20 protein-coding genes are annotated in these 20,541 nt (G+C 70.0%); 11 read left to right on the top strand and 9 right to left on the bottom strand.

Annotation, left to right across the window (positions count from 1 at the left end; all coding sequences use genetic code 11):
• Positions 1-375: 375 nt before the first annotated feature.
• Genes QNA08_RS18305 through QNA08_RS18295 form a run of 3 tightly spaced genes read right to left on the bottom strand, consistent with a single transcriptional unit; the run spans position 376 to position 3,124 of the window.
• Positions 376-1,272, bottom strand: coding sequence for an SDR family oxidoreductase (locus tag QNA08_RS18305; protein WP_283742170.1), 897 nt, complete (start codon positions 1,270-1,272; stop codon positions 376-378).
• A complete protein-coding gene (queG, locus tag QNA08_RS18300) occupies positions 1,269-2,534 on the bottom strand; it encodes a tRNA epoxyqueuosine(34) reductase QueG (protein ID WP_283742169.1) in 1,266 nt (421 codons plus the stop codon). Before queG ends, QNA08_RS18305 begins: the two co-directional genes overlap by 4 nt.
• Entirely contained in the window at positions 2,432-3,124 is a 693-nt protein-coding gene (locus tag QNA08_RS18295; RefSeq protein ID WP_283742168.1) for a glutathione S-transferase family protein, read from the bottom strand. The genes queG and QNA08_RS18295 overlap by 103 nt, the downstream gene beginning before the upstream one ends.
• Before the next feature lie 222 nt (positions 3,125-3,346).
• Here QNA08_RS18295 and QNA08_RS18290 point away from each other — a divergent pair, with 222 nt between their 5' ends.
• The 3 genes from QNA08_RS18290 (at position 3,347) to QNA08_RS18280 (ending at position 6,558) form a co-directional block, all read left to right on the top strand.
• Positions 3,347-4,150, top strand: coding sequence for an undecaprenyl-diphosphate phosphatase (locus tag QNA08_RS18290; protein WP_283742167.1), 804 nt, complete (start codon positions 3,347-3,349; stop codon positions 4,148-4,150).
• 129 nt (positions 4,151-4,279) lie between these two features.
• The gene (locus tag QNA08_RS18285; protein ID WP_283742166.1) at positions 4,280-5,911 is read left to right on the top strand and encodes an HAL/PAL/TAL family ammonia-lyase; all 1,632 of its coding nucleotides are present in this window, start codon (positions 4,280-4,282) and stop codon (positions 5,909-5,911) included.
• A gap of 194 nt (positions 5,912-6,105) precedes the next feature.
• Entirely contained in the window at positions 6,106-6,558 is a 453-nt protein-coding gene (locus tag QNA08_RS18280; RefSeq protein WP_283742165.1) for a hypothetical protein, read from the top strand.
• A 43-nt stretch (positions 6,559-6,601) separates the two neighbouring features.
• Here QNA08_RS18280 and QNA08_RS18275 read toward each other — a convergent pair whose 3' ends face one another.
• The 3 genes from QNA08_RS18275 to QNA08_RS18265 all read right to left on the bottom strand — a co-directional run bounded on the left by QNA08_RS18275 (position 6,602) and on the right by QNA08_RS18265 (position 9,324).
• Positions 6,602-7,864, bottom strand: coding sequence for an allantoate amidohydrolase (locus QNA08_RS18275; protein ID WP_283742164.1), 1,263 nt, complete (start codon positions 7,862-7,864; stop codon positions 6,602-6,604).
• 78 nt (positions 7,865-7,942) lie between these two features.
• Positions 7,943-8,689, bottom strand: coding sequence for an SDR family NAD(P)-dependent oxidoreductase (locus tag QNA08_RS18270; RefSeq protein ID WP_283742163.1), 747 nt, complete (start codon positions 8,687-8,689; stop codon positions 7,943-7,945).
• 281 nt (positions 8,690-8,970) lie between these two features.
• Positions 8,971-9,324: a winged helix-turn-helix domain-containing protein gene (locus QNA08_RS18265; RefSeq protein ID WP_283742162.1), complete on the bottom strand. Its 354-nt coding sequence runs from the start codon at positions 9,322-9,324 to the stop codon at positions 8,971-8,973.
• Positions 9,325-9,516: 192 nt separating this feature from the next.
• Between QNA08_RS18265 and modA the strand changes: the two genes are divergently transcribed.
• The 5 genes from modA to QNA08_RS18240 all read left to right on the top strand — a co-directional run bounded on the left by modA (position 9,517) and on the right by QNA08_RS18240 (position 14,017).
• Positions 9,517-10,332, top strand: a complete 816-nt coding sequence (modA, locus tag QNA08_RS18260; RefSeq protein ID WP_283742161.1) for a molybdate ABC transporter substrate-binding protein — start codon at positions 9,517-9,519, stop codon at positions 10,330-10,332.
• Between the two features lie 10 nt (positions 10,333-10,342).
• A complete protein-coding gene (gene modB, locus QNA08_RS18255) occupies positions 10,343-11,035 on the top strand; it encodes a molybdate ABC transporter permease subunit (RefSeq protein ID WP_283742160.1) in 693 nt (230 codons plus the stop codon).
• A gap of 12 nt (positions 11,036-11,047) precedes the next feature.
• On the top strand, positions 11,048-12,172 hold the full coding sequence (gene modC, locus QNA08_RS18250) for a molybdenum ABC transporter ATP-binding protein (RefSeq protein ID WP_283742159.1): 1,125 nt from the start codon (positions 11,048-11,050) through the stop codon (positions 12,170-12,172).
• 188 nt (positions 12,173-12,360) lie between these two features.
• The gene (locus tag QNA08_RS18245) at positions 12,361-12,714 is read left to right on the top strand and encodes a hypothetical protein (protein ID WP_283742158.1); all 354 of its coding nucleotides are present in this window, start codon (positions 12,361-12,363) and stop codon (positions 12,712-12,714) included.
• Positions 12,715-12,976: 262 nt separating this feature from the next.
• Positions 12,977-14,017, top strand: coding sequence for an NAD(P)/FAD-dependent oxidoreductase (locus QNA08_RS18240; RefSeq protein ID WP_283742157.1), 1,041 nt, complete (start codon positions 12,977-12,979; stop codon positions 14,015-14,017).
• A 138-nt stretch (positions 14,018-14,155) separates the two neighbouring features.
• Here the strand turns inward: QNA08_RS18240 and QNA08_RS18235 are convergent, their stop codons facing one another.
• Positions 14,156-14,383 (bottom strand): DUF1127 domain-containing protein, encoded by a 228-nt coding sequence (locus tag QNA08_RS18235; protein WP_283742156.1) that lies wholly within the window; start codon positions 14,381-14,383, stop codon positions 14,156-14,158.
• Positions 14,384-14,504: 121 nt separating this feature from the next.
• On the opposite strand from QNA08_RS18235, the gene gcvA reads away from it, so the two are divergent.
• From gcvA to QNA08_RS18220, 3 genes are all read left to right on the top strand, one after another.
• Positions 14,505-15,449, top strand: coding sequence for a transcriptional regulator GcvA (gcvA, locus tag QNA08_RS18230; protein WP_283742155.1), 945 nt, complete (start codon positions 14,505-14,507; stop codon positions 15,447-15,449).
• Positions 15,450-15,941: 492 nt separating this feature from the next.
• Positions 15,942-16,202, top strand: a complete 261-nt coding sequence (locus QNA08_RS18225) for a hypothetical protein (RefSeq protein ID WP_283742154.1) — start codon at positions 15,942-15,944, stop codon at positions 16,200-16,202.
• A 135-nt stretch (positions 16,203-16,337) separates the two neighbouring features.
• Positions 16,338-17,759: a sodium:proton antiporter gene (locus QNA08_RS18220; RefSeq protein ID WP_283742153.1), complete on the top strand. Its 1,422-nt coding sequence runs from the start codon at positions 16,338-16,340 to the stop codon at positions 17,757-17,759.
• Between the two features lie 87 nt (positions 17,760-17,846).
• Here QNA08_RS18220 and QNA08_RS18215 read toward each other — a convergent pair whose 3' ends face one another.
• Together QNA08_RS18215 and QNA08_RS18210 are read right to left on the bottom strand one after the other, a co-directional pair.
• Positions 17,847-19,457, bottom strand: a complete 1,611-nt coding sequence (locus tag QNA08_RS18215; RefSeq protein WP_283742152.1) for a phosphoenolpyruvate carboxykinase — start codon at positions 19,455-19,457, stop codon at positions 17,847-17,849.
• A 320-nt stretch (positions 19,458-19,777) separates the two neighbouring features.
• Positions 19,778-20,518, bottom strand: a complete 741-nt coding sequence (locus tag QNA08_RS18210; RefSeq protein WP_283742151.1) for a HugZ family pyridoxamine 5'-phosphate oxidase — start codon at positions 20,516-20,518, stop codon at positions 19,778-19,780.
• Positions 20,519-20,541 lie beyond the last annotated feature (23 nt).

The following is a 20,541-nucleotide window of genomic DNA, read 5'->3' as shown; positions in this document are numbered from 1 at the left end:
CTACCGCCGGCGATGGAGATCAGCTACCAAACCCCTGGGCTCTCACAATGAATGAGGGACCGGCGGGGGGCAGGTCACCAGCAGACAATGTCGATCAGCAGGAAGATGCCGACCGCGCCCCACGCGATCGACCGCGCGCGATCCAGGCCTCGCATGCGATCCCCCCATACCCCTCCTCATCATACCGCCATGCGACGTTGATGCAGCCCCGGGGTACCCGGCACGCCCCGATCGGCGCGCACCCTTGCCGCGTCCCTGGCGGCTTCGATGACCGGCGGCATGCCCACATCCGTGCGGATGGCCTGCCTGCGGGACCCTTCCGGCCCGGAAGGCGGCGAGGATGTCGGTCGCCGGCCCCGTCGACCGATCGGCCGGTCAGGCCTCGGCGGGCAGCGCCGTCCGGCCCTCGCCGGCGGCAAGGAGGGCAGCGAGCCCCTCGCGGTAGGTGGGATAGGCGAGCGTCACGCCCAGCTCCTCGCGGATGCGCTGGTTCGAGACGCGCTTGTTGGCGCCCCAGAAACTGCGCGCCATGGGCGAGAGGTCCGCCTCCTCGAAGGGCACTTCCGGCGGCGGCGCGACACCCAGGAGCCGGGCGGCATGGGCCACCACGTCCTGCGGCGGTGCCGGCTCGTCGTCGGCGAGATTGTAGACGGCGCCGGGCGCGGCCCGTTCCAGCGCCGCGGCGAGCACGGCGGCGATGTCGTCCACGTGGATGCGGTTGAACACCTGCCCCGGCTTGACGATGCGGTGCGCCGTGCCGGCCGCGAGATCGACGAGCGCGTTGCGCCCCGGCCCGTAGATGCCGGCGATGCGGAAGATCGCGACGGTCTTGCCCGTGCGCGCGCCGAGGGCGAGCCAAGCGCGCTCGGCCTCCACCCGGCGACGCAGGCGCTCGTTCGTGGGCCTCGGCTCCGCCGTCTCGTCCACCCGGCCGCCGGCCCGATCGCCATAGACCCCGATGGTCGAGAGATAGCCGATCCAGATCAGGCGCGGGGCTGCGGCAATAGCTTCGCCATAGGCCGCGAGCGCAGGATCCCCGGCTTGGCCGGGCGGGGCGGAGAGGATGAGCGCATCCGCGGCCGCGAGATCGGCGAGGAGCGCCTCGTCACCGCCGGACGTGCCGTCGAAAACGTGTGCCGCGATGCCCTCGGCCCGGAGCGCCGCCGCCTTCCCGGCCGTGCGCACCGTGCCGGCGACGCGGGTGAAGCGGTCGCGGTGGCGTCGGACGAGCGTCATCACCGAATAGCCGAGGCCGAAAACGAAGAGGTTCATGCCGGCGCGCCCTCCTGACGGAGCGAAACGATGGGGTCCGGCGGCAGCGCGGCGCGCCATTCCGCCAGGACCTCCGCGTCCGTTTCGCCCGGCGCGTGGGCCGATGCAAGCGGCTCGAGCGCCTCGCGAGGGAGGAGTTGCGCCAGCGCCCAGACGGCGGCGCCGCGCACCACGGGGGCGGGATCGGCGAGGAGGCGCTCGGCCTCGGGGGCGAGGCGGGCGTCCCCGGAATTGCCGATGGCGACGAGGACGTTGCGCAGGAAGCGGTCGCGCCCCGTGCGCTTGATCGGCGAGCCGGCGAAGCGGGCGCGGAAGGCCGCGTCGTCGAGGCGCGCGAGCTCGACGAGGGGTGGGGCGACAAGATCCTCGCGCGCCGCGAGCTTCGCCTCGCGGCCCTCGCGGGCGAACTTGTTCCACGGGCAGACGGCGAGGCAGTCGTCGCAGCCGAAGACGCGGTTACCCATGAGCGGGCGCAGCTCGCGCGGGATCGGCCCCTTGTGCTCGATGGTGAGGTAGGAGATGCAGCGCCGCGAATCGAGCTGATAGGGCGCCGGGAAGGCGTTCGTCGGGCAGGCGGCGAGACAGCGCCGGCAGGAGCCGCAGTGATCGACCTCCGGCGCATCCGCCGGCAGCGCCGCGGTCGTGAAGATCACGCCGAGGAACAGCCAGTTGCCGAAATCACGCGACAGAAGCACGGTGTGCTTGCCCTGCCAGCCGAGGCCCGCGGCCTGGGCGAGCGGCTTTTCCATCACCGGCGCGGTGTCGACGAAGACCTTGACGTCGCCGCCCGCCGTCGAGGCGAGAAAGCCCGCGACCTGCTTGAGCTTGCCCTTGACGACATCGTGATAGTCGCGGTTGCGGGCATAGACCGAGATCGTGGCCCGGTCCTTCATCGAAAGGCTGGCGAGCGGATCGCTCGCCGGGCCGTAGTTCATGCCGAGCACGACGACCGAGCGCACCTCGGACCACAGGGCCCGGGGCGAGGCACGCCGCTCCGCCGTCTCCGCCATCCAGAGCATGGAGGCGTGATGCTCGGCGGCGAGCCAGGCGGCGAGGCGCGGCGAGGCTTCGGGAATGGCGTCCGGCGTCGTGACGCGCACCACGTCGAAGCCTTCCTTCAGCGCGCGGGCGACGAGGGCGCGCTTCAGCGCCTCGCCACTCAGAAGTCCAGATCCGCGTAGTGGGCCGCCGGCGCCATGCCCGCCACCCGGTCCGCCAACAGGGACCGGAAGGACGGCCTCGACTTGATGCGTGCGTACCATGCCTTCGCCTGCTCGTCCTCGTCCCACGGCACGTCGCCGAGATAGTCGGCGCAGGACAGATGCGCGGCCGCGGCGAGGTCCGCATAGGTGAGATCGGCGCCCGCGAGCCAGTTGCGCTTGGCCGCGAGGAAGCCGACATAGCGCAGATGATAGCGCACGTTGGCGCGCGCGGCGCGGATGGCGCTCATGTCCGGCGGGCCGCCGCCGGCCTCGCTGCCCATGAAGCGCTTGTAGATCTTCTCGACGACGAGGTAGTTCGACACGTCGTCGAAGAACTTGATATGGAACCAGTCGAGCAGGCGCCGCACCTCGACGCGGGCCGCCGGGTTCTCCGGCAGGAGCCGGCGGCTGTCGAGGCCGAGGCCGCGCGTCTCATCGAGATATTCGGCGACGACCTGCGGCCCGGGCACGACAAGGCCCTGCTCCTCGACGAAGACCGGCACGGTGCCGGCCGGGTTCATGACGAGAAAGTCGCGACGCCGCTCCCACGGCCGCTCCTCCACGAGGGTCGGCTCCATGCCCATCTCGGCGAGGACGAGGCGGACGAAACGCGAGTGCGGACAGAAGGGGTAATGGAAGAGGGTCGCCATGATACGCGAACAGAAGCCGGGGGGCGGGCGACAATAAGGCGGGGGATGGGAAGACGGAGGTGACGCGCCGCTGGCGCCAAGCCTTGCGGGCAGTCTGGCGCGTCACGGCAGCTCCGTATAAAACCGCGCCCGGCGCCTCACAACTCGAATCGCGCCATCCACACTCATCCACTCCCGGCGACCCGGCGCCGCATCGCCCGGGCGCCACGCGCGCGAGGCCGCATGATCATCGCCGAAGCCGTCAAAGCGGCCCTGCTCGGTCTCGTCGAGGGTCTTACCGAGTTCATCCCGGTGTCCTCGACGGGCCATCTGCTCCTCCTCGGCCACTTCCTCGGCTTCGAATCGACGGGCAAGACCTTCGAGGTGCTGGTGCAGCTCGGCGCCATCCTGGCGATCCTCTCGGTCTATGCGGCGCGGCTCCTCGCCATGGCGCGCGACCTGCCATCGGACCATCAGGTCCAGCGCTTCGTCCTCGGCGTCCTCGTCGCCTTCCTGCCGGCGGCGGCCCTCGGCGCGCTCCTGCACGGCTTCATCAAGGGCGTGCTCTTCAACCCCTGGATCGTTTCGCTCACGCTCATCCTCGGGGGCTTCGTGCTCCTCGTCGTCGACGGCCTCAGGCTGGAGGCGCGCCACCACGACGCCATGCGCTTCACGCTGGCGATGTACGTGAAGATCGGCCTCTTCCAGTGCCTTGCGATGATCCCGGGCGTGTCGCGTTCGGGGGCGACCATCGTCGGCGCCATGCTCATGGGCGCCGACAAGCGCGCCGCGGCGGAATTCTCCTTCTTCCTCGCCATGCCGACCATGGCAGGCGCCTTCGCCTACGATCTCCTCAAGAACTACAGGAATCTTTCCTTCGACGACGGCGCCCTCATCGGCGTCGGCTTCGTCGCCGCCTTCCTTTCCGGCCTCCTCGTCGTGCGCTTCCTGCTCGATTTCGTCTCGCGGCGGGGCTTCGCCCCCTTCGCCTGGTGGCGCATCGGCGTGGGCGCTGCGGGGCTCGCAGGCCTCCTCCTCTTCGGCTGACGGCCGTTTCGGCCACCACTCTTTCGTCAAACCGAAAGGTCTTACGCATGCGCGGCGCATCGACGCCCGGCCGCGCCATGGGCTAGCCTCGGCGCTCCTCTTGCGAACGGTTGGACGAGGGACAAGCCGATGACCGTCACCATCGACGGCGCGACACTGACGATCGAGGATGTGGCGCGCGTCGCCCGGCGCGACGCGCAAGGGCGCTTCGCCCCCGCGGCACTGGCGCAGGAGGCGCGGGCACGCATCGCGGCCACGCGCGCCTATATCGACGCCACCTGGATGCACGACGACGCGCCGCTGATGTACGCCTTCAACACCGGCGTCGGCCTCTTCAAGGACCAGCGTGTGCGCATCGCCGACATGGTGGCCTATCAGCAGAAGACGATCTTCGCGCATGCCACCGGCGTCGGCGAGCCCTTCGCCGAAGACGTCACGCGCGCCACCATGCTGCTGCGCGCCAACGCCTTCGCCTCGAACTACTCCGGCCCGCGCGTCGAGGTGGTGGAGCGGCTCCTCGCCTTCCTCGCCGCGGGGCTCCATCCGGTCATCCCGCAGAAGGGCTCGGTCGGCGCCTCCGGCGACCTCGCCCCGCTCGCACACATGACCGGGGCGCTGTGCGGCTTCGCCGAGGCGGAGATCGTGCACAACGGCAAGCGCATGCCGGCCCGCGTGGCGATCGCCGAGGCCGGCCTCGAACCGGACTTCCCGCTCTTCGCCAAGGACGCCTCGGCCTTCATCAACGGCTCGACGGTGTCGCTCGCGCTCGCCGCGCTCGCGACCCACGACGCCCGCCGCATTCTCAAGACCGCCGATGTGGCCCTCGCGCTGACCCTCGAGGCCATGCGGGGCGAGCTCGCCGCCTTCGACGCGCGCGTGCACCGGGCGCGGCCGCATCCCGGCCAGGCCCGCACGGCGCGCAACGTGCTGCGCCTCACCGCCGGCAGCCGGCGCTGCTCGGAGGAGGCGCGCCACATCGTCTTCCCCGACGAGAACCGCGATCCGGCCAAGCCGCCGCCGCCGCGCGTGCAGGACGTCTATTCCCTGCGCTGCGGACCCCAGGTGCACGGCCCGGTGGCGGACGCCCTCGGCTATATCGAGGGCGTCGTCGGTACGGAGATCAACTCGGCCACCGACAATCCGCTCATCTTCGACGACGGGGCGGGCGGCTACGTGTCCATCTCCGGCGGCCATTTCCACGGGCAGTACATCGCCCAGGCGATGGACCTCCTCGGCATCGCGATCGCCGACCTCGGCTCCATCTCCGAGCGGCGCCTCGCCCGGCTCATCGACCCGACGATGAGCTACGGCCTGCCGCGCAACCTGCTCGCCGGCAAGCGCGGCCTCAATACCGGCTTCGCCACCGTGCAGTGCTCGATGTCCGCCCTCGTCATGGAGAACCGGACGCTGGCGACGCCGGGCTCGGTCGATTCGATCCCCGGCAAGTCCAACGCCGAGGACCATGTGTCGAACTCCACGTGGTGTGCCCGCAAGGCGTGCACCATCGTGGAGAACGTCGAGCAGATCGTCGCGACGGAAATCCTCATGGCGGCTCAAGCCCTGTCGCTCGTCGGGCCGCTCGCCAAGGACCATCCCCTCGGCAGGGGCACGGCCGCCGTACTCGAGGCCGTGCGCGCTGTCATTCCGCCGGCCCTCGACGGCGACCGCTGGTACGCCACCGAGATGGGCCAGATCCTCGAGCTCGCGCGCTCGGGGGCGATCCTTTCGGCAGCGGAGAGCGTAATCGGCGCGCTCGAATGAGGCCGCGCAGCGCCGCCCCCGCGGGCGCGCTGCCTCGGCGCCTGGCCGCCGTCCACCGGCGCCACATGAACGATTTGTAAATTGCCTGTTCAGCAAGCCTTGCGCTCAATGGGCACGGGCAGACGGTGCATGGACACCGCCTGCCCAGTGTCCGTCACGTGGGGGCTTCGATGACGCCGGTGAGGCATTGGCCGTTGCGCTCTGTCTGGGCCCGGATGGTGCTCGCCGCCGTCTTCGGTTTCGGTCTCGCGGGAGCCGGCGAGGCTTTCGCCCAGCCGGGCGAGCCGCCGGCCGCGGTTGTGCGCAGCGTCGCGCCCAGGGAGGTCAAGGTGATCACCGGTGCCATCTTCAAGGTCGGCGACGAGACCTTCGAGATCGCCGGTTTGCGCGCGCCGCGCATCAAGAAGGCCCAGTGCTTCTACGAGCGCATCCGCGGCCGTGAGGCGCGCAAGGCGCTCGGCCAGATCATGGGCCGGGGCCGAATCGAGATCGTCCCGACGGGTCGCACGGCGACAAGCGGCGCCCATCTCGTGCGAGTCGTCGCCAACGGCCAGAGCGTGCGCAAGAGGATGATCGATCTCGGCGTCGCCGTGCCGCGCGCCGGCCATGCGCGCGGCAATCCGTGGTGCGTGAAGGTCGGCACCTGAGCCGGGAGCTTCATCGCCGACGCGGCTCCGGCCCTGGGAGGCTTCAGTGCGGCGCGTGACGCGCCGCAAGATCGCGAACGGCTTGCAGGAGCACGCGTACGGCGGCATCGGCGTCGTCGGCCGTGATCGACTCCGCCGGATTGTGGCTGATGCCGCCCTTGCAGCGCACGAAGAGCATGGCCGCAGGGCACAGGCCGGCCATGGCCATGGCGTCGTGCCCGGCGCCGGAATAGAGCCGGCGCGGCGTCATGCCCTCGGTTTTCGCGGCATGCTCCAGCGTGGCCATGAGCCGCCGGTCCATCGCTGTCGCCGGCGCGTCGAAATAGAGGTCGACCGCGACCTCGACGCCGCGGCGCGCGGCGATGACCTCGAGCGAGGCGACGATCGCCGCCACCATCGGCCGGCGCACCGAATCATCCTGGGCGCGGGCATCGAGGGAGAGATCGACACGGCCGGCGATGACATTGCTCGCCCCGGGCGCCACCTCGAGGGCACCGACCGTCGCCACGGTGTCGGGACGCCGTGCGGCAAGCCGCTCGATCGCGACGATCATTTCGGCCGCCGCCGCGAGCGCGTCGCGGCGCGCATCCATCGGCACCGTGCCGGCATGGCCGGCCTCCCCCTTCACCGTCATGCGCGCCCGCGTGATACCGGCGATGGCCGAAACGATGCCGATGGGCAGGTTCTCGCGTTCGAGCACCGGCCCCTGCTCGATATGCACCTCGAGATAGCCGATGACGCTCTTCGGGTCGCGCGCGAGCGCCGTCGCCTTGTCGGGATCGCCGCCGAAGGACAGGAGCGCCTCGCGCAGGGTGATGCCGTCGCGATCCCTGCCGTCGAGCCAGGCGGGGTCGTAGCGGCCGGCGAGGGCGTGCGAGCTCGACAGATTGGTCGGGAAGCGCACGTTCTCCTCGTCGCCGAAGGCCAGGACCTCGATGGCGAAGGGCAGCCTCTCGCCGCGGCGGTGCAGCTCCTCGACCAGGACGATGCCGCAGGCGACGCCGAGGGGACCATCATAGCGCCCGGCATCGACGACGCTGTCGATGTGCGATCCGATGAGAAGTGCCGGCGCCCCGGGCGCCAGCCCCTCGTAGCGACCGACGACCGTACCGACCGGGTCGATATGGGCCGCCATGCCGGCCGCCTCCATCATGGCGCGCACGGCCTCGGCCGCGGCGCGATGGGCCGGCGACAGATAGAGGCGCGTCAGGCGGCCGGGCTCGTCGCTGTGGCGGGCGAGTTCGTCGACGAGCGCCATGACGCGCTCGCCGAAGGTGTCGAGGACGAGGGGAGGCAGGGCGACCATGGCCCGACGCTACCCGGCGGGAGGCCAGGGCTCAACGGTGAATGCGGGGCACAGCGGTCCGCGACCCGCTCGTCATCCTCAATAGGTCGCCCGACCGCCCGAGAGATCGAAGGCGGCAGCCGTGGTGAAGCTGTTCTCCGCCGAACAGAGCCAGGTCACCATGGAGGCGATCTCGCGCACCTCGACGAAGCGTCCGCGCGGGATCTTGGACAGCATGTAGCCGATGAACTCGTCGCTCACCTGGTCGAGAATGCGCGTCTTCGCCGTCGCCGGCGTGATGCAGTTGACGGCAATGTCGTAGCCGGCGAGCTCCTTGCCGAGCGACTTCGTGAGGCCGATCACCGCGGCCTTGGAGGCGGAATAGGCCGAGGCGTTGGGATTGCCCTCCTTGCCTGCGATGGAGGCGACGAGAACGATACGGCCGTAGTCGCGCGCCATCATGCCCGGCACCAGCGCCCGGCAGCAGTGGAAGGTGCCGTCGACATTGAGGCGCTGCACGCGTGCCCAGTCCTCGAGCGGATAGTCCCAGGTCTTGTAGGTGGGGCCGGCAATCCCCGCCGAGGTCACCAGGATGTCGACGCGCCCGTGTGCAGTCTCCGCCGCCTTCGCCGCGGCCTCGACGGCGGCGTAGTCTGTGACATCCACCCCGCGCGCCGACACCGGCCCGTCGATCTCGCCCGCCGTTTGCGCCCCGAGGCTTCCGTCAAGATCCCAGATCTCGACGGTGGCGCCCGAGGCGACGAAGCGCTCGACGACCGCCCGCCCGATGCCCTGCGCCCCACCCGTCACCACCGCCACGCGGCCATCTAAATCGATTCGATTCATGCGTTTCCTCCGGCGTTGTTCTTGTGGGCGAGCTTAGCGGGCAAGGGAGGCGCTGTGGAAGGGACCAAGCCATGCGCCGCAGGCGGGCGTCCCCGACAGAGAACGCGGGCGGCGGCACGACGCAGCGTCCGCACATGCGGCATCGGCTGTGGCCCATGCAGAGCCGCGCCCCGGCGCCTGCCACTGTCGTCACCGGCGGACAGGTGTCCTGTGAGACGCCGGGATCCGCAACCGATGCCGCACATCCTGAAGGTGTGACGCGGGGTGAGCCTGCTCCTCCGTCAATCGGCTGGCGTCACCGGGGCGGCGGCCGCCTGAATGGCCGCCATGTGCTCGGCGACGGCCGCCGCTGCCTCGGCTTCGAGGGCACGGTAGTGCGCCACGATGGCCTGGCCGAGCGGCGTGAGGGAGGCGCCGCCGCCGCGCCGCCCGCCCATATGCGCCGCGACCAGCGGTTCGCGGAACAGTCCGTTGAGGGCGGCGACGAGTTCCCACGCCCGCTTGTAGGACATGCCCATCGCCCGTCCCGCCGCGGAGATCGAACCGTGCGCGGCCACAGCCTCGAGGAGCGCGATCTTGCCCGGGCCCAGGCGCCCCTGCGGGTCGAGGTCGATGCGGATGCTCAGGGTGGCCATGGCTGCGACGTGAATTCCCGATTCGCCCGGCCGGGATGCGCCGTGAGGACACCTTGCGCCGGCCGCGGCAGGCTGTCCACGGTGGCCGGAGGGGTCGTCGCCGTCATAGTTGATTGAATATAGCGCCCAGCTATGATGCCGGGCGATATGTTCTGGAGAATATGTCGCTGACCTTTGCGTGAAGAGATGGAGATGACCGTGGCGATCAGGCGGCGTTCCTGTCTTGCAGCCCTCGTGGCCCTCGTCCTCGGTGCGGCGCTCTGGCCAGGGCCCCCCGCTCCGCCCGCGGTGGCGCAAGGCAGCAAAGAAGAGAGCGAGCTCGTCATCCTCGCTGCCGCCAGCATGAAGAACGCCCTCGACGAGCTGAACGCCGCCTGGGAGCAGGAGACGGGGCGGCGCGCGCGCATTTCCTATGCCGCGAGTTCGGCGCTCGCCCGGCAGATCGAACAGGGAGCGCCTGCGGATGTCATCATCTCCGCCGATCTCGACTGGATGGACTATCTTGTTCAGCGGGGTCTCATACGGGCGGACACGCGCGCGAATCGCCTCGGCAACCGCCTCGTCCTGATCGCCCCGAAGGAAAGCAAGGCGGCGGTCAGCCTCGCGCCGGGCGTCGATCTTGCGCGGCTCCTCGGCGACGGACGCCTCGCCATGGCGAGCACGGCGGCCGTGCCCGCCGGCAAGTACGGCAAGGCGGCCCTCGAGAAGCTCGGCGCCTGGGAGGGGGTGAAGGCCCGCGTCGCCGAGGCCGAGAATGTGCGCGCCGCGCTCCTCCTCGTCTCGCGCGGCGAGGCGCCGCTCGGTATCGTCTATGCGACCGACGCGGCGGCCGACCCCGCGGTGCGCGTCGTTGCCACCTTCCCGGCGGACACGCATCCCCCGATCATCTACCCCGTCGCCCAGACAACGGCCTCGTCGAGCCTTCAGGCCAAGGCCTTTCTCGCCTTCCTCAACTCGCCCGCCGCACGGCCCGTCTTCGAGCGCCAGGGCTTCACGGTGCTGAAGTAGGACAGTGAGCATGCTTCTTTCGCCCGAGGAGTGGACGGCGTTGGCGCTCAGCCTGCGCGTCTCGCTATGGGCGACGCTCGCGAGCCTGCCGCTGGCTGCGCTCGTGGCGCTCGTGCTGGCGCGCGGCCGCTTCCTCGGCAAGACGCTGGTCAATGGCCTCGTGCATCTGCCGCTCGTCATGCCACCGGTGGTGACGGGCTATCTGCTGCTTCTCGCCTTCGGTCGGCGCGGCCCCATCGGCGCCTTCCTTGCCGAGACCTTCGGCATCGTCTTCGCCTTCCGCTGGACGGGGGCGGCGCTCGCCGCCGGCGTCATGGGCTTTCCGCTCATGGTGCGGGCGATCCGCCTGTCCATCGAGGCGGTGGACCGCAGGCTCGAGGCGGCGGCACGCTCGCTCGGCGCCGGGCCGGTCGCGACCTTCTTCGCCGTCACCCTGCCCCTCGTCCTGCCGGGCATTCTCGCCGGCTGGGTGCTCGCCTTCGCCAAGGCCATGGGCGAGTTCGGCGCCACGATCACCTTCGTCTCGAACATCCCCGGCGAGACGCAGACCCTGCCGCTCGCCATCTACGCCTTCACCCAGGTGCCGGGAGCCGACACCCCGGCGCTGCGCCTGACGCTCGTCTCCATCGCCGTGTCGATGGCGGCGCTCGTCGCCTCCGAGCTGCTGGCCCGCGCCGTCGGCCGGCGCATCGGCATCGTCTGAGGAGGCGCGTCCATGACGCTCGACGTCGACGTGCGGCACAGGCTCGGTGCCTTCACGCTCGCCGCGCGCTTCCGCGCAGAGGCAGGGATCACGGTGCTCTTCGGCCGCTCGGGCGCGGGCAAGACCTCGCTCGTCGATATCCTCGCCGGCCTCGTGCGCCCGCAGGAGGGCAGGGTCATTGTCGACGGCGTGACCTTCGTCGACACCGAGCTGGGCGTCTTCCTGCCGGCGCACAAGCGCCGTGTCGGCTATGTCTTCCAGGAGGGGCGCCTCTTTCCCCACCTCACCGTGCGGCAGAACCTCCTCTTCGGACGCTGGTTCACGCCGCGCGCCGAGCGCTGGGGCGACCTCGGCCACGTCACCGAACTCCTCGGCATCGGCCATCTGCTCGCCCGGCGCCCGGCGGGCCTCTCCGGCGGCGAGAAGCAGCGCGTCGCCATCGGCCGCGCTCTCCTGCGCAGCCCCCGGCTCCTCCTTCTCGACGAGCCGCTCGCCGCCCTCGACGAGGCGCGCAAGGCCGAGATCCTTCCCTATGTCGAGCGCCTGCGCGACGAGATAGGCGTGCCGATCGTCTACGTCAGCCATTCCCTTGCCGAGGTGGCGCGGCTCGCCACCACCGTGGTCGCGCTCAATGCCGGGGAGGTCGCCGCCTGCGGGCCGGCGGCAGAGGTGCTCGCCGGCGTGGCGCTCGCGCCGCTCGGCTACGGGGAGTCCGGCGCCGTCGTCGAAGCGCGCGTGGCGGCACACGAGGCGGAGGCCGGTCTCACCCGCCTCGAATCGCCGGTCGGCCAGTTGCGCGTGCCGCGCCTCGCGCTCGCGCCCGCGACCCCGGTGCGGCTGCGCATCCCGGCGCGCGACGTCATGGTCGCGCTCGCCTCCCCCGCGGACATCAGCGCCCTGAACGTGCTGCCGGGCACCGTCGTCGCGGTGCGGACCGTGAGCGACGCGGTGGCGGACGTGACGCTCGCCTGCGGCCAGGGCCACATCGTCGCACGCATTACCCGCTACTCCGTGGAGCGGCTCAGGCTCGCGCCGGGCGTCGCCGCCCATGCAGTCGTCAAGAGCGTGGTTTTCGAAGGGGGCGCCACGGCCGGGGCGACCCTCGGCTTCGCCGTGACGGCGGTAGAGGCGGGGTGAACCGTTCACCTCTGGGGCGGTTCCGGGGCCGCCGCCGCATTCCCGCCAACAGCCTGAACCCCGGGTGATCGCACCATTCAGGGCCGGGCCACGCCGGGCCCGCTAGTGTCGCGCCAGCTTCGAACGAACGGGGTGCCGCCTCTCGCGGCACCGCTTCGGAGCCAGATGAGCGAACGAAGGAGCTCACCATGCGCAAGACCATTCTCGCCCTGACCGTCGCCGCCGTCGCCGGCCTGCCCGTGCTCGCGAACGCGCAAGGGTCGGTGAGCGTCGGCGCCGACGGAAAGGCTGCAACCGGCGTGCAGGTCGACACCGGCAAGCTGCCGGTCGGCGCCAAGGGGGACGTGAAGGGCGGTGCCGGCACGGCCACCCATGGCACCGCCGGCGCCCCCTCCAAGGCCGGGGGCGATGCCCATGGCGCAGCGAAGGTCGATGCCAAGGGCGAGGTGAAGACCGACGCCAAGGCCGATGCGGTGAAGAAGGACCTGAAGGCCGGCGCCGGCGCGGCGATCGACGCAGCAGGCAAGGCCAAGGTCAACTGATCGGCGCACCAGAACGATACGTTCCGATTGCCGGCTCCTTGAAGCGAGGAGCCGGGACGCGCGGGCCCTCCCACCACGCGCGGGGCGGCCGGGCGAAAGCCCGGCCGCCTTCCCATAGAAAGCCCCAGACCAGGCGACCCTTCCGGCCCCGCTCCGGTCTTCAGCTCGGTCTCCCAAGCGAAACATGCCTGATCCGCCCTCGGCGCATCGCGCGTCCCGTGCTATGCGACCGGCATCGGTTGCTGGGAGGGTGGATGTTGCCATGACGGATCGCATCGAGACCGACGTCGTCATCGTCGGCGCGGGGCCCGTCGGCCTCTTCGCGGTGTTCGAGCTCGGCCTCCTCGACATCCGCTCCCACCTGGTCGACATCCTGCCCAAGGTCGGCGGCCAGTGCGCCGAGCTCTATCCGGAAAAGCCGATCTACGACATTCCGGGCTTCCCGATGATCACGGGCCAGCACCTCGTCGACAATCTCATGGCCCAGATCGAGCCCTTCCATCCGACCTTCCACCTGTCGGAAATGGTGGAGAGTCTCGAGGTTCTGGGCACGCCTGAAACGCCGCTCTTCCGCCTGCGCACGGATTCGGGCACCGAGTTCCTGGTCAAGGCGGTGATCGTCGCTGCCGGCGGCGGCTCTTTCCAGCCCAAGAAGCCCCCGATCGCCGGCATCGACGCCTTCGAGGGGACGAGCGTCTTCTATGCCGTGCGCAAGATGGAACCCTTCCGCGGCAAGAGGATCCTCATCGTCGGCGGCGGCGATTCGGCCCTCGACTGGACGGTGAACCTGCAACCGCTCGCCAAGCGCCTGGCGCTGCTGCACCGCCGCGACGTCTTCCGCGCCGCCCCCGACACGGTGAAGAAGATGCGCACCCTCGTCGCCGAGGGTGCCATGGACCTGGACATCGGCCAGGTTGTGGCTCTCAAGGGCAAGGCACCCGTGCTCGAAGGCGTGGTGGTGCGGCGTGACGACGGCACGACCTACGACATCGCCTGCGACGTGCTGCTGCCCTTCTTCGGCCTGACGATGAAGCTCGGGCCGCTCGCAGAATGGGGCCTCAATCTCCACGAGAATGTCATTCCCGTGGACACCGAGAAGTTCGAGACGAGCGTGCCGGGCATCTTCGCCATCGGCGACATCAACCACTATCCGGGCAAGCTCAAGCTCATCCTCTCCGGCTTCCACGAGGGCGCGCTCTGCGCGCAGCGTGTCTTCCATTACGTCTATCCGGACAGGAAGCTCACCTTTCAGTACACGACCTCCTCCACGAGCCTGCAGAAGAAGCTCGGCGTGCACGCCTGACCGGCGCAGCGATGCGCCCGGGCATTGTCCGCCGAGGCGGGAGCCGGCTCTGCGGAGAAAATGTGCTGTTCTCAAACAGATAGGGGCACTTTCCGATTCGACTGGATCGGAAAGTGCCCTCGTGCATTGCCGGTCGCGTCACGCCCGCCAGAAGGGTTTGCCCGCCTCCCGCTCCACGTCGGCGCGCGAGAGGCCGAGGTCGTGCAGCATGTGGCCATCGAGCCGCTCCAGGGCGCGCCGCTGGGCGACGCGCGTCGCCCAGGTGTCGAGCGTGTCGAGCAGAGACAGCAGGGCGCGCGCAAGGCCGCCGCTCGGCAGAAGGCCGAGATTTTCTCGCCCTGTGGTCGGTGCTAGGATCGCGTGCATGGCATCCTCCTTCGGGAGCCTCGCCGCATTGCGGTGTGCTCAGTGGTAAGGATGTGCTTGGAGGGCCCGGGTTTCAAACCAGAAGTCCTCGGCCTCAGACATAGAAAAACTACTGAATTCCATGCGCCGCCGCCTGCCCCCGCTCAACGCCGTCCGCGCCTTCGAGGCTGCCGCCCGGCACCTCAACTTCCAGAAGGCGGGCGAGGAACTTGGCGTCACCGCCGGCGCCGTCGCGCAGCAGGTGAAGGCGCTTGAAGGGTGGCTGGGGCGCCCGCTCTTCCGCCGCCTGCCGAGCAAGGGCGTTGCCCTGACGGACGCAGGCCAGCGCTATGCGCCCGCCATCGGCGAGCTGCTCGACGGCCTCGCCGATGCCACCGCCCGCTTCACCCGCGACGTCTCGAACGTGCTCACGGTGAGCACCGTGCCCTCGCTCGCGGCGCAGTGGCTCATTCCGCGCCTCGGCGCCTTTCGCCGGCTGCGGCCGGATCTCGACGTGCGCGTGCTCGCCTCCATCGGCCTGACGGATTTCGCCCGCGAGGACGTCGACATCGTCATCCGCCTCGGCCGTGGCGTCTATCCCGGCCTGCACGTCGATTTCCTGATGGATGAGGTGTTCTTCCCCGTATGCAGCCCGGGGCTCGCCGAGGACCCGGCGCGGCCGTTGCGGGAACCGGCGGACCTGCGCCACCACACGCTCCTGCACGAGCCACCCTCGCCGGAAATTCCCGAACATGTCACCTGGCGCCGCTGGCTCGAGGCGGCAGGCGTCGCCGACATCGTCGACGCCGAGCACGGGCCACGCTTCTCGCACACTTTCCTCGCCCTGCAGGCCGCCATCTCCGGCCAGGGCTTGGCACTGGCGACGAGCGCGCTGATCGGCGACAACCTCGCGGCCGGCCGGCTCGTGCGCCCCTTCCCGCAAGAGGTGCGCGGCCCCTACCAGTACTACATCGTCTGCCCCGAGGCGGCCGCCGCCGCACCCAACATCGCCGCTTTTCGGGCCTGGCTGAAGGACGAGGCGGCCGCCTGCACCATCTCGGCATGCGCCCCCTCAGCCGGGGCGTGAGGCAATTCGCACTCACCACGCCGCTTTCTCGCTCCGAAGGCAGCGAAGGAGGAGGCGGGGATGCCGACGCACCGCCGTTAACCGTTCATTAACCATGCCGGCTCAGCATGGCGTCTGGCTGGCAATGCCGATCGCATCGAGGCGACGACAGGATTGGTGGATCGGGCTCGGCGGGTCGCGCATCCGTCGGGCGAAAGGGAACCACAAAGCCGACGAGCCGCGGCCGGGCCGTGAACGACGGATCGCGACCGTCGGGTCCAACCGGGCAACACAGCGCATGCGCCGCAAGACCTGGCGATGCGCCACCTCGCCGCCCTCATCCGGGGCCTTTCCGGCAGTCGCATCAGCGAGGATCGCGACGGCCGCATTGCAATGCGCCGCCTGACGCGGCGATCCGAGCGGTCTTCGGGCCGCAATCGCCCGCACTTCGCCGAACGGTCGGGAGGTGCGGCCACGGGGCATCGTCGCCCCCACCAACATGGAGGACACCCCATGTCGGAGACGACCTTCTATGTCGTGCAACCCTTCAGCCGTTCGGCGGAGGGCCGGCTCGTGCGTGAGGCGCCTACCTGGGCGCGGGACGCCGCCTTCGCCGGGCACCTCGCCAAGCAGCTCTCGCAGTCGAAGGCCGGCGTCGTCGCATTGATGCAGACGGTGAACGAGGCGACGCAGGGCAGCGAGGAGGCGGAGATCATCGCCGCCTACGGGCGCATCCCGACCCTGCTCGTCGCACCCGCTGCCGTCCTCAATTGAGGCGCCGCCGCGCAACAGGGCGACGAAGCCTGGCCGCCGCCTGCGATCGCATCGCCGGGCCTGCGGCGCATTGCCACCCCCCGGCTGTTTCGCTAAGCAGCGTCGAACCGTCGCGCATATCCGGGGAGGAAGCCAGTGAGGATCAGTCGGCCGCTTGCCGCCGTCGCCGCTCTTTGTCTCGTATTCGTGCCGCAAGCGGCGCTGGCGGCGGAGGGGCTCGACGGCGCTTCCTTCGGCTTCATCTGGGCGCTGCCCTTCACCGGCATTCTCCTGTCGATCGCCCTCGGCCCCCTCGCCTTCCATCGGCTGTGGGAGCACCACTACGGCAAGGCCGCCCTCGCATGGGCACTGCTCACGGCGCTGCCGCTGGCGCTCGCGCGCGGCGCAGGTACGGCAGTCGAGGCGCTTCTGCATACGATGCTCCTCGAATACCTGCCCTTCATCATCCTGCTCTTCGCATTGTTCACCTGTGCCGGCGGCATCCTCGTCAAGGGCAACCTGCACGGCAGCCCGGCCGTCAACACGCTGCTCCTCGCCCTCGGCACGGGGCTCGCGAGCCTCATCGGCACGACGGGCGCGTCCATGGTGCTGATCCGGCCGCTGTTGCGCGCCAACGACAACCGGCGCCACAACGTCCACACCGTTGTCTTCTTCATCTTCCTCGTCTCGAACATCGGCGGCTCGCTGACGCCGCTCGGCGACCCGCCCCTCTTCCTCGGCTTCCTGAAGGGCGTCGACTTCTTCTGGACGACGAAGCACCTGCTACCCCAGACAACCTTCATGGTCGTCGCCCTGCTCGCGGTGTTCTTCCTGCTCGACACCGCCCTCTACCGGCGCGAGGAGGGCATGCCGCCGCTGCGCGACCCCACCCCGGACAGCCGGCTCGGCCTCGAGGGGCTCGTCAATCTCCCTCTCATCGGCATCATCATCGCCGCCATCCTGATGAGCGCCAACTGGAAACCGGGCGTCGTCCTCCGCCTGCCGGGCGCGGAGATCGAGCTGCAGAACCTCCTGCGCGACGCCATCATCCTCGGCGTCGCCTTCGCCTCGCTGGCGCTCACCGACAGGAGCATCCGCCACCGCAACGGCTTCACCTGGGGGCCGATCGTGGAGGTGGCGAAGCTCTTTGCCGGCATCTTCACCTGCATGATCCCCGTGCTCGCCATGCTCAAGGCGGGCCCCGACGGCGCCTTCGCGCCGCTCGTCGCGCTGGTGACGGATCCGACAGGCGCCCCCGTCAACGCGGCATATTTCTGGCTCGTCGGCGGCCTCTCCTCCTTCCTCGACAACGCGCCGACCTATCTCGTCTTCTTCCAGCTCGCCGGCGGCGAGGCTCAGACGCTGATGGGGCCGATGGCGCTCACCCTCGCCGCCATCTCGGCCGGGGCCGTGTTCATGGGCGCGAACAGCTACATCGGCAACGCCCCGAACTTCATGGTCTACGCCATCGCCCGCCACCGCGGCGTCAAGATGCCGAGCTTCTTCGGCTACATGCTGTGGTCGGGCGGCATCCTGGTGCCGCTGTTCGTCGTCGCGACCTTCATCTTCTTCCGCTGAAGGGCGCGGTCCCGCGGCCAAACGAAAAGGCCGGCGCCGCGGCGCCGGCCTTCTCTGTTTTCACAGCGGAACCGACCGCCCGCCGGCTCAGGCGGCGATTGAGGTCTCCGGCCCGGCCGAGCGCACGTCGGCATCGACGTGGGCCTCGAACTTGGCGAAGTTCTCGCGGAACATGCCGACGAGCCTCTTCGCCGTCTCGGCGAAGGCGGCCTTATCGGCCCAGGTCTTCACCGGATAGAGGATGTGCGGCTCGACGCCGGGTACCGAGGTCGGCACCGAGAAGCCGAAATAGGGGTCGGTGCGGAAGTCGGCGCGGTTCAACGAGCCGTCGAGGGCGGCGGTCAGCAGGCGGCGCGTGACGCGGATCGGCATGCGCCGGCCGATGCCGTGCTTGCCGCCGGTCCAGCCGGTGTTGACGAGCCAGCAGTCGACCCCGTGCTTGGCGATGAAGTCGCGCAGCAGGTTGCCGTAGACGGAGGGGTGGCGCGGCATGAAGGGGGCGCCGAAGCAGGTGGAGAAGGTGGCCTGCGGATCGGTGACGCCCTTCTCGGTGCCGGCGACCTTGGCGGTGTAGCCGGAGAGGAAGTGGTACATGGCCTGCGCCGGCGTGAGCTTGGCGATGGGCGGCAGCACGCCGAAGGCGTCGCAGGTCAGCATGACGATGTTCTTCGGCATGCCGGCGCGGCCCGTCGGGCTCGCGTTCGGGATGAAGTCGAGGGGATAGGCGCAGCGCGTGTTCTCGGTCTTCGACGCGTCATCGAAGTTCGGCTCGCGCGTGATCGGATCAACGACGACGTTCTCGAGCACGGTGCCGAAGCGCTCGGTGGTGGCGTAGATCTCGGGCTCGGCCTCGCGCGACAGGCGGATGGTCTTGGCGTAGCAGCCGCCCTCGAAATTGAAGACGCCGCTCGCGCTCCAGCCGTGCTCGTCGTCCCCGATGAGGGTGCGGTTCGGATCGGCCGACAGCGTGGTCTTGCCTGTGCCCGAGAGGCCGAAGAACACGGCGACGTCGCCCTCGCGCCCGGCGTTGGCCGAGCAGTGCATGGGCATGGCGCCCTGAGCCGGCAGCACGAAGTTGAGGTAGGTGAAGACCGACTTCTTCATCTCGCCGGCGTAGGACGTCCCGCCGATGAGCACGATCTTGCGCGTGAAGTCGCAGGCGATCACCGTCTCGGAGCGCACGCCGTGCCGGGCGGGGTCGGCCTTGAAGGAGGGCAGGTCGACGATCGTCAGCTCCGGCACGTAGCCGGCGAGCTCCCCACGCTCGGGGCGGATGAGCAGGTTGCGGATGAAGAGCGAGTGCCAGGCGTATTCGGTGAAGACGCGCACCTTGACGCGATAGGCCGGATCGGCGCCGCCGTAGAGGTCCTGGGCGAAGAGCTCCCTGCCCTCGGCATGCTTCAGGAAGTCGGCGAGCAGCGCATCGAACTGGGCCGGCGAGATGGCGCCGTTGTTGTCCCACCACACGACCTCGGCGGTGGTCGAATCCTTGACGATGAACTTGTCCTTGGGGCTGCGGCCGGTGTGGACGCCGGTCTCGGCGACGACGGCACCGCCCTTGGCGAGCTGGGTCTCGCCGCGCCTCAGCGTCTCCTCGTAGAGGCGGGGCGCTTCGAAGTTCCAGTGCACGCGTTTGAGATTGCGGAAGCCGAAAGCCTCGGCGCCGTGCGCGCCGTTGAATACGCCGACGTTGTCCACGAAACGATCCTCCTCGACCGGGGGCGACGGCACGCTCCCTGCCGCCCTCGCCTCCCGCTGCGCAGCTCCGGTGGATCACGATGACCCCGGCCAGGGCCGGGCCGAGGTCGCAAACGTGACCGGTTCCAACACGCCCGGACACGACGGCGACCGAAGACCGGTCGCCGGTCTTCGGCTTCGTGCTCCGGGCACCAGGCTCCTCCCGCGCCCATATGACAGAAATTGGGCGCGGGCGACAGCTACCCTTTCGGGCGGCTGGCCCACAAGGGCGGCGAGTGACATCATCCGGAGTCTGTAACGCGCCACAGCCACGCCGGTGCTCAGGCGGCGTCCCGGGCGCGCGCCTGCCGGGCGAGTTCGACGAGCGTGGCGCGCAGACTGCCGCCCGGGCCGATGCGTTCGGGGAAGATGAGACGGGCGGTGAGGTCGCCTGCCATGAGGTCGATCCCCTCGGGGTCGAGGCCGGTCGTGCGCCAGTCGCCGGCCGGCTCGCCGAGGAGGCGGGTCGCGTAGAGCGCCAGCGCCTCGGAGTGGTCCTCGTTCATGTGATCGACGGCGCTCGCCTCGCCCTCGACGAGCCCTTCCGCCCCGGTCAGGTCGAGGAGAATCTGCGCGGGCGCAAGGTCGACGATGCGGCCGAAGCCGGCGACCAGATGCGCGCCGGTCGGCACCAGGCGATAGAAGGCGAAGTCGGGAAAACCGGCGTAGCCGGCCGAGCCGGGGTGGCGCATGAGGAAGCGCCGCCGCGCACGTTCGTCCGTCGCCTTCTCCGCCCGCGCGGCGATGCTGATGCGCGGATGGGCGGAGGGGTCGCCCGCCCCGACGGTCGCGAGCAGCAGCGAGACGCGGCCGTCGGCCTCGATGTTGCGCGTGTGCAGGGCGAGCCGCGAGATGAGGGTTATCGGCGTGCCGTCGATGTCGGACGCGACATTGACGAGCGAGGCATAGGGCGCCCCGGAGGCGTCGAGCGTCGCCAGTGTTCCGTAGCGGACGGTGCGCATGAGCCTCTTGGCCGCGGCGACTGCGTCAAAACTCTGGGTTGATTCGGGACGCTCGGACATGGATATAACCTCGTGATGAACCT

Source organism: Chelatococcus albus, from assembly GCF_030067675.1.
Classification (GTDB): Bacteria; Pseudomonadota; Alphaproteobacteria; order Rhizobiales; family Beijerinckiaceae; genus Chelatococcus_A; species Chelatococcus_A albus.
The sequence above is the reverse complement of the archived record's forward strand: the minus strand, read 5'-3'. Positions and strand labels throughout refer to the sequence as shown.